Source organism: Sphingomonas sp., assembly GCF_035317925.1.
GTDB lineage: Bacteria > Pseudomonadota > Alphaproteobacteria > Sphingomonadales > Sphingomonadaceae > Sphingomonas_I.
Genome location: NZ_DATHFV010000150.1, coordinates 1 through 11396, shown reverse-complemented (window position 1 = coordinate 11396; position 11396 = coordinate 1). Strand labels below are relative to the sequence as shown.

Below are 11396 nucleotides of genomic sequence, written 5' to 3'. Positions count from 1 at the left end.
TCACGCTGCTGCCGGAGGACCGCAAGAGCGGCTGGATCGGGGGCGCGAGCGCGTCGGTGGGCTCGTCGAGCTTCCGCTTCATCGCGTCGGGCCAGTATGAGACGCGCTCCGATGGTCAGCGGATCATGTCGGGCCGCTTCGGCTTCCGCGGATCGTTCTAATAAAGTCTGATCTCGAAGCGTGAAAAAATGGCCCGGACTCGCGTCCGGGCCAGTTCAGGGTGCCTGAGAGAGGATCTCAGGCGGGCAAAGCCTGGTTATTTGCCGGCGCCGGTCTGGCCCGCGAGCTGGTTCTGCCAGCCGCCGCCAAGTGCGCGGAACAGATCGACCTGCGCCGACGCCACCGCGAAATTGGATTGGGCGAGCGAAGCCTCCGCCTCGGCGTTGGTGCGTTCGGCGTCGATCAGGGTGAGATAATCGACCTGCCCCTCGCGCTGCCGCGCCTGGACAATCCGCGCCGCCGTCGCTGCATCGTCGCGGGCCGCCGTGAGCGCCTGCTTCCGGTTGAGCGACTGGGCATAGGCCGACAACGCGGTGTCGGTTTCCTGCAGGGCACGCAACACGGTGCCGTCGAAGCTGGCGAGCGAACCGTCGCGATCGGCCTTGGCCTCGGCGATGTGTGCGCGTGCCGCCGACGTGTTGGGGAAGTTCCAGCTGATCAGCGGGCCGAGCAGCCAGCGCAACGGCCCGCCGCCGAACAGATCCGAGAAACCGGTGCTCGACTGGCCGATCGAACCGCCGAGCACGATGTGCGGGTACAGTTCGGCGGTGGCGATGCCGATCCGCGCCGTATTCGCACCCAGCCGCCGTTCGGCCGCGCGCACGTCGGGCCGGCGTGCGAGCAGGGTGCCGCCGTCGCCGACCGGAATGAGCTGGCCGATCGTCGGTGTGGTGTCGCGCGTGGTCGCCGCTGGCGGCAGCGCGTCCGGCGTGCGGCCGGTCAGCATCGCGAGGCGATAGAGCGCGGCATCGCGTTCGGCGACGAGAGGAGGAATCTCGGCGCGGCGCTGCTCCGCCAGAGTGGCGAGACGCGACACGTCGAGCTTCTCGGCGCGGCCGGCCTCGAAACGCTTCTGGGTGATGCCGGTCGAATGATCGAGCAGGTCGACGATATTACGCGCAACCCTGATCTGCTCGGCGGCGGAAGCGGCCTCGACATAAGCGCGCGTCGTCTCGGCGACGATCGAGACGCGGACGGCATCGGCATCCGCCGCCGCCGCGCCGACATCACCATGGGCCGCTTCGATCTCACGCCGCACGCGGCCCGACAGATCGAGCTCGTAGGAGACGTCGAGCCCCGCATCGACCTGCCAATCGTCACGCTTGGTGCCAGGCAGGCGCTGGTCGGCGGGCAAGCGGCCATAAGCCGGGCTGGCGCTGAGCGTCGTCTGCGGCAGCAGGTCCGAGCGCGCCGCGCGCAACGACGCCTTGGCGCGATCGAGCCGCGCGACCGCGACCCGGATATCGGTGTTGGCGGCGAGCGCATCGGCGACGAGGCCATTGAGGACCGGATCGTCGTAGAGCTTCCACCACTGCGCGGGCGTCTGCGCCTCGCTGATCGGCGCACCTGCAACGGCGAGTGGCGCCTGGGCGGAGACGACCGGCAAGGGCGGGACGTAGTTCGGACCGGCGGCGCAGGCGGCAAGCGCCAGCGCGGACACGGCGGGGAACAGTGCAGCGTATTTCATGACATGCGTCCTTATTCGGCCGGCTGCAGCGCGAGGCTGGGCTGGCCGCCGCCGCTGCGGCGGGCGAAACGATCGCCCAGCGCGCGGCACACGACATAGAAAGTCGGGGTGAAGATCAGGCCGAAGCCGGTCACGCCGATCATCCCGAAGAACACCGCCGTGCCGAGCGCCTGGCGAAGTTCCGCACCCGCGCCCTTGGCGAGCACCAACGGCACTGCGCCGAGGATGAAGGCGAAGCTGGTCATCAGGATCGGCCGCAGGCGGGTGCGCGCGGCATGGACCGCGGCATCGACCGGCGACATGCCCTGCTCTTCCTCCGCCTGTTTGGCGAATTCGACCACCAGGATCGCATTCTTGGCGGCGAGCGCGATCAGCACGACCAGCCCGATCTGCGTGAGGACGTTATTGTCCATGCCGCGCAGGTTCACGCCGGTCATCGCCGCGAGCAGGCACATGGGCACGATCAGGATGATCGCCAGCGGCAAGGTCAGGCTTTCATATTGCGCCGCCAGCACGAGGAAGACGAACACTACGGCCATCGCGAACACGATGCCCGACGTGTGGCCGGCAGCCTTCTGCTGATAGGCGATGCCGGTCCATTCGTGGCTGTAGCCCGCGGGCAACGTGCTGTCGGCCAGTTGATCCATCGTCTTCAGCGCCGTACCCGAGGACGTTCCGGGCGCGGTGTCGCCATCGACCTCGACCGACGGGAAGAGGTTGTAGCGGGTCACGCGATACGGGCCGGTCTTGTCCTTGAAGGTCGCGACCGAACCGATCGGTACCATCCCACCGGAATTCGACCGCGTCTTCAGGTTGGCGATATCGGCGGGCGTGTTCCGAAAGCGGGCATCGGCCTGTGCGGTCACGCGATAGGTACGGCCGAGCAGGTTGAAGTCGTTGACGAACGCGGATCCGAGATAGACCTGCAGCGCCTCGAACACCCGCTCCGGCGGCACGCCCAGCATGTTCGCCTTGGTCCGGTCGACATCGGCGAAGATGCGCGGCGTGTTGGTCGCGAAGAAGGTGTAGATCTGCTTCAGGCCCCTGGTCTGGTTGGCCTGACCGATCAGCCCGTAGCTGACCTTGCCCAGATCCTCATAGCCGTGGCCGCCGGTGTCCTCGACCATGATGCGATAGCCGCCGGCCGAACCGATGCCCTGAATCAGCGGCGGCGGGACGATCAGCAGACGCGCCTCGGTGACGTCGGCGGTCGCCTTCTGCGCCTCGCCCATGATGCTGCCGAGCGAGACGCCAAGCTTCTTGCGCTCCGCGAAGCTCATCAGCGGCACGTAGGCGGCGGCGGTGTTGGGCGCGAGCGTCTGCGAGGGGCCGTCGAAGCCCGCGAGCATCACCGAACCCAATACGCCCTTGAGCGGCAATATGCGGGCCGCGACCTTCTTCATCACCGCGTCGGTGCGCGCGATCGACGAGCCTGGCGGCAGCTGGATCACGGTCAGGAAGTAGCCCTGATCCTGCGCTGGAATGAAGCCGGTCGGCGTCGCCCAGAACACGCCCACGGTGACCGCGATGAGACCGGCATAAGCCAGCATCATGCGCCTGGGCCGCAGCACGAACCGGTGCGTCATCCGGCCATAGGCCTGGCTCAGCCGTTCGAAGCCATGGTTGAAGCGGTCGCCGGCATTGCGCAGCGCGCGCTGCCAGCGAGGACCGCTGGGATGCTCGTCGCGCGGCTTGAGCAGCATCGCCGCGAGCGCGGGGGAAAGCGTAAGCGACAGGACAAGCGAGATGATCGTCGCGGACGAGATCGTCACCGCGAACTGGCGATAGAAAGCGCCGGCAAGCCCGCTCAGGAACAAGGTGGGAATGAACACCGCGCACAGCACCAGCACGATCGCGACCAGCGCGGTCGAAACCTCGTCCATCGAGGTGCGCGCCGCCTCGAGCGGGGTCAGGCCGCGCTCGAGATTGCGTTCGACATTCTCGACCACGACGATCGCGTCGTCGACGACGATGCCGATCGCCAGCACCATCCCGAACAGGGACAGGTTGTTGAGCGAGTAGCCGACCGCCTCCAGCACCGCGAAGGTGCCGATCAGCGAGACCGGGATCGCGACCACCGGGATGATCGCGGCACGCCATTTCTGGAGGAAGACGATGATGACGAGCACGACCAGCAGGATCGCTTCGGCGAGTGTGTGCTTCACCGCGTCGATCGACTGCGAGATGAACTCGGTCGGGTTGTAGATCACCTTGTACGCCAGCCCCTGCGGGAATTTGGCGGAGATGTCCTTCATCGCGGCCGACACGCCCTGCGCGGCGGCGAGCGCGTTCGATCCCGGCCGCTGGAAGACGGCGACGATCACGGTCGGCTTGCCCGAGAGATAGGTGTTGGTGCCGTAATCCTGCGCGCCCAATTCGACCCGGGCGACGTCGGACACACGCACCTGATGCCCGTCGGGATCGGTGCGGACGACGACGTCGGCGAACTGCTTGGGATCGGTCAGGCGGCCCTGCGTCTCGACGTTGAGCTGGAAGGCCTGGCCATTGGCGTAGGGCGGCTGACCGAGCGCGCCGGACGCAACCTGCACATTCTGCGCCCGCAACGCGGAGACGATGTCACCGGCCGTCAGACCGAGCGCGGCGGCGCGGCCGGGATCGATCCAGACGCGCATCGAGAAATCGCGGCTGCCGAACAATTGCACGTCGCCGACGCCGTCGACGCGGTTGAGCCGGTCGCGGACCTGGGTGAGCGCGTAGTTGGAGATGTAACCGCGATCGAGGCTGTTGTCGGGCGAGATCAGGTTCACGACCATCAGGAAGTCGGGCGAGGTCTTCTTGGTGACCACGCCGAGGCGCTGCACCTCCTCCGGCAGGCGCGGCACGGCGACCGCGACGCGGTTCTGCACGAGCACCTGCGCGGCATCGAGATTGGTGCCGATCTTGAACGTGACGGTGATGACGAGCTTGCCGTCGCCAGTCGATTGCGACGACTGGTAGAGCATGTTGTCGACGCCGTTGATCTCCTGCTCGATCGGCGCGGCGACCGTCTCGGCGACCGTCTCCGCGCTCGCGCCGGGATAATTGGCGGTCACGGTCACGGTCGGCGGCACGATGTCCGGATATTGCGATATCGGCAGCGCGAAATAGGCAACCGCGCCCACGATCGTGATGGCGATGGCGATCACGGCCGCGAAGATCGGCCGCGTGATGAAAAAGCGCGAAAGGCGCATGATCTTTGTCCTGTTGGATCGCTTCCGGGCCTCGGGGGGGGAGCGGGCCCGGAAGCGAATTAATGCGCGAAGGTGGCTTCCGCCGCCGCGGGCGCATCCGCCGCCGGCGCGTCGGCATTCGCCTCAGGCGCGATCTTGCCGGCAGTCGCCTGGACCGGCATGCCGGGCAGCGCCATCTGCGTGCCGCTGATGATGACCTTGTCGGTCGGTAGAAGGCCGGTGGCGATCACGCGCAGTCCGTCGACGACGGGACCCAATGTGACCGGCTTGACCGCAACCTTCCCATCCTGGCCGACGACGAGCAAAGTCTTGCGCGCCTGATCGGTCTGGATCGCCGCATCGGGCACGAGCAAGGCACGCTGGGTGCCGCCGCTCGCCAGCCGCATATTGCCGAACATGCCCGGGGTCAGGAAATAGTTCGGGTTGTGCAGCACGGCGCGGCCACGGATCGTGCCGGAGCGCGGATCGAGGCCATTGTCGGTGAAGTCGAGCTGGCCCTTCCAGCGATAGCCGGCTTCGTCCTGCAGCTGGATCTCGACCGGCGATGCGGCGGTGCCGGCGGCACGCGCACGCTGCGCCTTGAGAAACAAGGCTTCCGAGCCGTCGAAGGAGAAGTAGATCGGGTCGAGCGCGTTGATCGTGGTCAGCAGACTGCCGGTCGTCCCCTCGCCGCCCGCAACCTGGTTGCCGGCATCGACGCGACGATCGGAGATGCGGCCGGTGATCGGCGCGCGCACCTGTGTGAATTCGGTATCGAGCGCTTTCTCGCGAACGCGTGCATCGGCAGCGGCGACCGCAGCCTCGGCCGCCTGGACGCGTGCCTTCAAGGCATCGACCTCACCCGCCGAGATTGCCTCGTCGCCGACCAGCCGGTTGGCGCGGGCAAGATCGGACCGGGCGAGCGCGAGCGTGCTGCGCGCACTGGCGGCATTGGCGCGCGCTTCGGCGAGCGCCGCCGCGAACGGACGCGGATCGATCGTGAAGAGCAACTGCCCCTGGCGGACGATGTCGCCGTCCTTGAAATGGACGCCGACCACCTGCCCCGAGACGCGCGGGCGCACCTCGACCGTCTTCGACGGCGCGAAGCGGCCGATATAATCGTCCCAGGCGCGCACGTCGCGCACGAGCGGGCTCGCGATCGTCACGCTGGCGGGCGGCGGCGCGGCGGTGGCGGGCGCCTGATGCGTCAGCTTCCACGCACCACCGGCGAGCAGCAGGGCGACGATCGCGATGCTGCCGTTGCGGACGTTGCGCGATCGGCCGAGGCGGTCGTCATTCGCCGCCTCGATATCATGGGTAAGCATGTTCATGCCGCGATACTCCGGCGTCGCTCGGTGCGCTTGATGGCGACGCTCGCGAGCAATGTTTCATACTGGCCGGCCGAAAAACCGGCGGCGAGGAAGCGTTTGATCTCCGAAACCGGCAGCGTGTAACCCTTGTGCCAGGCGTGGACCGCGATCCGGCGCAGCGCCTCGAGCCGCGGATCGGCGAGCGTCGACTGCCGGCCGAGACCGAACAGGCCGCCAAGCGCACGGGCGATCGGGCCAGGCGAACTGAGGCTGGCGATGCTGTCACGACGCGAAAAGGCGATCACCGTCCATTCCAGCGCGCTGAAATCGGTCCGGCCTTCATCATGCGCCGCCCAGGGGGCGGGCACCGCATGGGCGCCGTCGACCGCGAAGGCGGATGCTTGATCGAGAAATGCCATGACGTCTTCCCTTCTTCTATCTTGGGCAGCCGCCTCCGATCGCGCGAACGCAGTTTTGCGTCCGCGCCCAATCCGAAAAACGGTGCGCGAAGCCCACGACGGCGAGCGGCTCTACGCCTCGCGTCGGGAGCAATCCCGGTTATGAATGATGCGGGCCGAAGTCCGCTTGGACTAACTGATCGGTTTCTTCATGCGAGGCGCCTCCCTGCAGGTTTCGCCACTTCGATACCGATCGGTATATAACGCTCTGCTGCGTTGCGTCAACGGCTTTTTATACCGCCTGGTAATTTTTAATTCAACGCCCCGGCCAGGTGCGCATGGCCATATCGACCAAGCTCTTGAGTTCCTGCACGGAAGCGCCCGCGCCGGCCTGAACCGAGAGGCCCTGGAGCACGGCCGTCATGTAGCGGGCGAGCGCTTCGGGCTCGATGTCCGCCGGCAGATCGCCATCCCTCTGATAATCTTCGAGTCGCGCAATCAGCGCGTTGCGCGACGATTTCTGACGTTCGATCACACAGTCGCGGATCGGCGATGCCTCCTGCCCGCACGCGACCGAGGAGATCACGCCAAGGCAGCCCTTGGGATCGCAACTGCTGGTCTGCATCGCGAGCGCACCCATCAGCAGCTGTTCGGCCATCTGACGCGAGGTCGGTTCTTTCAGAGCCTCGGCCATATAGGCCATCTTCTCGCGCTCGTAGAGGTCGAGCGCTTTCTTGAAGAGCTCTTCCTTGTTGCCGAACGCGGCATAGAGGCTGGGCTTGGCGATACCCATTTCCGAGGTGAGCTCCGCCATCGACGCGCCTTCATAGCCGCGGCGCCAGAAGACGCGCAGCGCAGCCGTCAGCGCCTCGTCGATATCAAATTCACGGGGACGCCCCTTGGGCGCCAAACAGGCGAGAACGCTTTCCATACCGGACGGTATATAGTGAGGGTTGTCGCCTACGTCCAGCGGTCTTGCGACAAGAGACTGAAAGGCTTCGCAACTCTCTGTCAGCCTCTATTCCGGCGCGCTCGCGCAGGATAGAGCCATGCCATGGGCGGCGACAATCAGGACCGGATCACACGCGCCCGCACCGCGATCGGGCAGGAGCGATTCGCTGTCGCGGAGCAACTGGCACGGGATGCGATCGCGGCCGATCCCGACGATGCCGACGCGCTCGAAATCCTATTCCTTTGCCAGCAGCGTTTTGGCGACGCATCCGGCGCGGAGCGCACGCTGCGGCGCGTGATCGCGCTCGCGCCGCACAAGCAATGGCCGCGCGGGGATCTCGCCCGCCTGTTGCTGGGTGGCGGCCGGTCGCAAGAAGGCGAGCAGGTGCTGCGCGAAGCGGTCGCCGCCGACGATGGCCATACCGACGCGCATGCAATGCTCGGCGCGATCCTGTCGGAGCAGGAGATGCTCGTTCCCGGCGCCCGGCACCTCCAGCGGGCGATCGAACTGGCGGGGCTGCACCCGCAATTGCTCGCCAATCTCGGCCGCAATCTGATGCGCCAGGGCAAGCTCGACGAAGCCGAGCCGCTGCTGCAGGCGGCGGTGGACGCCGCGCCCGATCTGCTCGCGCCCGCCGTCCATCTCGCCGAGCTGGCCGAACAACGCGATCAGTTCGACCGGGCGACGGCCTTGCTCGATCGCGCAGAAACGTTGGCCCTGCGCCAGGGCCGCGACGTTCAGGCGCAACGCGCTCACTTGCTCAGCCGCACGCCGCGCTGGCGCGAAGGGCTGGCGCTGCTCGACGCCGTACCGAACCTTGCCGGCACGCCTTTGCTGCTGCGCGCACGGTTGCGGGACCGGGCGGAGCGTTACGACGAGGCCTGGAACGATGCGGCGACGTCGAAAGCCGCGCTCGGCCAATCGCGCCGACACGCTTACGATGCGCCGACGGTCGAACGGCAACTCTCAGCGCTGGCCGAGTTCGCCAACAGGGCAGCGGCCCGGACCGGTGCCGTAGCGCGGGAAGGCGTGCCCCAGCCCATCTTCATTCTCGGCTTTCCCCGCTCGGGCACGACCCTGACCGAACAGGTGCTGGCGAGCCATTCACGGATCCGCCCCGGGGGCGAACTGCCCTTTGTCGGCCAGTTTCCCGCCCTGATCGAGCGGATGACGGGGATGCCTTTCCTCGCCGCGCTGGACCGGCTTGCGGAGGACCCGGACGCCTCGGCGCAGCTGCGCGACTTCTATCTCGGCGGCGCGCAGGCTTATGGACTGCTGGCCGAGGGTACGGATTTCTTCACCGACAAGATGCCGCTAAACGAGGTCTATCTGCCGCTGATACGCTTGGCCTTTCCGCACGCGCCACTAATCGCCGTGTCGCGCGATCCGCGTGACGTGATCGTGTCGGCGATGCAGCACGACATGACCCACGGCTTCCATTGCACTTATCGGCTGGAGGATGCCGCGCACCATCTGGCGGCGGTGTCGGATCTGACCGAAAGCTATCGCGCGACGGGCATCGAACCCTATCGCTTCCGCTACGAAAGCTTCATCGCCGACCAGGAGCGCGAGACCAAGCGGCTGATGGCCTTTCTCGGCCTGGGCGCTGAACCGGCACAGCAGGCCTTCCACCAGAGCCCCCGCCACGCACCGACCCCAAGCTATGCGCAGGTGCGCGAACCCTTGCATGGCCGCGCGATCGGCCGCTGGCGCAACTATGCAGGCCTGCTCAAGCCGGTGATGGAAACACTGGCGCCTGCGATCGCGCGTGGCGGCTACTGAAGCAGGCTGGCCGCGATCGGCTCGGCCGACGCACCGACAATCAGATGGACGATGTCCTGACCCGGCGTCGCGATCGCGTTGGTGCCGAGCGCGGTCAGCGCGGCTCGGTCGAGCTTGGCCGGATCGCGCAACTTCAGCCACAGTCGGCTGGAGGCGGCGCCTGCTTCGATCACATTGTCGCGTCCGCCCAGCGCCGCGAGCCACGGCTTGGCATCGACGCTCGCGATCGGCAGCGCGGCCGCAGGCGCGGCAAGCGTGCCGGCGGCGGCGCGCATCTCGGTTGCGACCTGATCGGCGATCGGCCCCAGCACGACCTGCAGCCCCTGCGCGCTCGGCCGCAGCAGGCCCCGCGCGCCCAGCGCCCTGAGCCGAGGCTCGTCGACCTTGCCCTGATCGACCACGACCAGGCGCAGCCGGGTGGTGCAGGCATCGATCGTCGCCAGATTGGCCGAACCGCCCAACGCCGCGACGAACGCCGCGCCGCGTTCGCCGGCTTCGACGTTGGCGGCGGCCGCTTCGGCTTCGCGGCCGGGCGTCTTCAGATCGAAGCGGCGGATCGCGAAGCTGAACGCGAAATAATAGAGGGCGAAATAGGCCGCGCCCACCGGCAGCAGCAGCAAGGGCCGCGTCGCCTTGGAGAAATTGAGCGCATAATCGAGCACGCCGGCGGAGAAGGTGAAGCCGAGCTTCACGCCGAGCAGGTCCATCACCACGAAGGCGATGCCGGTCAGCACCATGTGCAGCGCATAGAGCGCGGGCGCGAGGAAGATGAAGCTGAACTCGATTGGCTCCGTCACGCCGGTCAGGAAGGCGGTTGCCGCCATCGAGAAGAGCAGCCCTCCAACCGCCTTGCGCCGTTCGGGCAGGGCCGCGCGGTACATGGCGAGACAGGCGGCGGGCAGGCCGAACATCATTACCGGGAAGAAGCCGGCCATGAAGCTGCCGGCGGTCGGATCGCCCGCGAAGAAGCGTTTGAGATCGCCGGTCGCGCCATGGAAATCGCCGACGATGAACCAGACCACATTGTTGAGGATATGGTGCAGCCCGGTGATGATCAGCAGCCGGTTGAACACGCCGTAAAGGAACAGGCCGACCAGCCCGGAATGGATGACGATGCGGCTCAGCCCGTCGACCCCGGCGGCGATCGGCGCGTAGCCGAAGCCGACGATCGCGGCGAGGATCAGGCCGGCGAAACCCGACACGATCGGCACGAACCGCCGCCCGCCGAAGAAGGACAGATAATCGGGCAGCTTGATGCCGGAATAGCGATTATAGGCCGCGCCCGCCGCGAGACCGGAGAGGATGCCGATCGGCACCGAAAGCTTGGCGATCGCCTTGGTACGCCAGGCGTCGGCCGCAAGATCGGCGGCATCCTTGGCGAGATTGGCGATCACGTCAGGCGACACCAGCAGCAAGGTGGCCGCACCACGCGTCGCGATCAGGAAACAGACCAGCCCCGCGAGCGCGGCCGCGCCATTGCCGTCGCGCGCGAGGCCCGCGCCGATGCCGGCGGCGAACAGCAGGCCGAGATTGTCGAACACCGCGCCGCCCGCCGCCGCGACGAATGGCAGGTTGAACAGATCGGGCTGGCCGAGACGCAGCAGCAGCCCGGCGATCGGCAGTACCGCGATCGGCAGCATGAGCGCCCGGCCGAGCGGCTGCAGCGATTCCAGCGAGAGCTTCATGCCCTCTCCTCCATATAGGCCCGGACCAGCGCGCGCACCGTTGCCGCGTCGGGCGCGTCGCACGCCTTGGCGGCGAGCATGGCCGCGCTTTCCAGATCGATCTGGCGCACCACCTGCTTGATTTCGGCCACGGCGGCGGGCGGGACCGACAATTCGGTGACGCCGAGACCGACGAGGATCGGCACCGCCAACGGATCGGCCGCGACACCGCCGCACACGCCGGTCCAGCGCCCCTGTTTCTTGCCGCCCTCGACCGTAAAGCGGATCAGCCGCAGCACCGCCGGATGGAGCGCGTCGAGGCCGGCGGCGGTGCCCGCATTGCCGCGATCCATCGCCAGCGCATATTGGCTGAGATCGTTGCTGCCGATCGAGAAGAAGGCCGCTTCCCGGCTCAACGTCTCGGCGATCAAGG

General features: G+C 67.3%; 8 protein-coding genes. 1 reads left to right on the top strand and 7 read right to left on the bottom strand.

Features of this window, described 5'->3' with window-relative positions:
• Positions 1 to 256: 256 nt before the first annotated feature.
• The 5 genes from VK533_RS11395 to VK533_RS11375 form a co-directional block, all read right to left on the bottom strand.
• Positions 257 to 1687, bottom strand: coding sequence for a TolC family protein (locus tag VK533_RS11395; protein WP_324377693.1), 1431 nt, complete (start codon positions 1685 to 1687; stop codon positions 257 to 259).
• An 11-nt stretch (positions 1688 to 1698) separates the two neighbouring features.
• Positions 1699 to 4878 carry a multidrug efflux RND transporter permease subunit gene (locus VK533_RS11390; protein WP_324377691.1) on the bottom strand — a complete coding sequence of 1060 codons (3180 nt, stop codon included), beginning with the start codon at positions 4876 to 4878 and terminating at the stop codon, positions 1699 to 1701.
• A gap of 59 nt (positions 4879 to 4937) precedes the next feature.
• Positions 4938 to 6188 carry an efflux RND transporter periplasmic adaptor subunit gene (locus VK533_RS11385; protein WP_414712301.1) on the bottom strand — a complete coding sequence of 417 codons (1251 nt, stop codon included), beginning with the start codon at positions 6186 to 6188 and terminating at the stop codon, positions 4938 to 4940.
• Positions 6185 to 6586 (bottom strand): hypothetical protein, encoded by a 402-nt coding sequence (locus VK533_RS11380; RefSeq protein WP_324377689.1) that lies wholly within the window; start codon positions 6584 to 6586, stop codon positions 6185 to 6187. Before VK533_RS11380 ends, VK533_RS11385 begins: the two co-directional genes overlap by 4 nt.
• A gap of 295 nt (positions 6587 to 6881) precedes the next feature.
• Positions 6882 to 7496 (bottom strand): TetR/AcrR family transcriptional regulator, encoded by a 615-nt coding sequence (locus VK533_RS11375; RefSeq protein WP_324377688.1) that lies wholly within the window; start codon positions 7494 to 7496, stop codon positions 6882 to 6884.
• 123 nt (positions 7497 to 7619) lie between these two features.
• On the opposite strand from VK533_RS11375, the gene VK533_RS11370 reads away from it, so the two are divergent.
• Entirely contained in the window at positions 7620 to 9299 is a 1680-nt protein-coding gene (locus tag VK533_RS11370; RefSeq protein ID WP_324377685.1) for a tetratricopeptide repeat-containing sulfotransferase family protein, read from the top strand.
• Here the strand turns inward: VK533_RS11370 and nagE are convergent.
• A complete protein-coding gene (gene nagE, locus VK533_RS11365; RefSeq protein WP_324377683.1) occupies positions 9293 to 10984 on the bottom strand; it encodes an N-acetylglucosamine-specific PTS transporter subunit IIBC in 1692 nt (563 codons plus the stop codon). The two genes, VK533_RS11370 and nagE, sit on opposite strands and share 7 nt — an antisense overlap.
• A partial coding sequence (locus VK533_RS11360) for a putative PEP-binding protein (RefSeq protein WP_324377681.1) occupies positions 10981 to 11396 on the bottom strand: 416 nt, incomplete at its 5' end. The genes nagE and VK533_RS11360, both read right to left, overlap by 4 nt.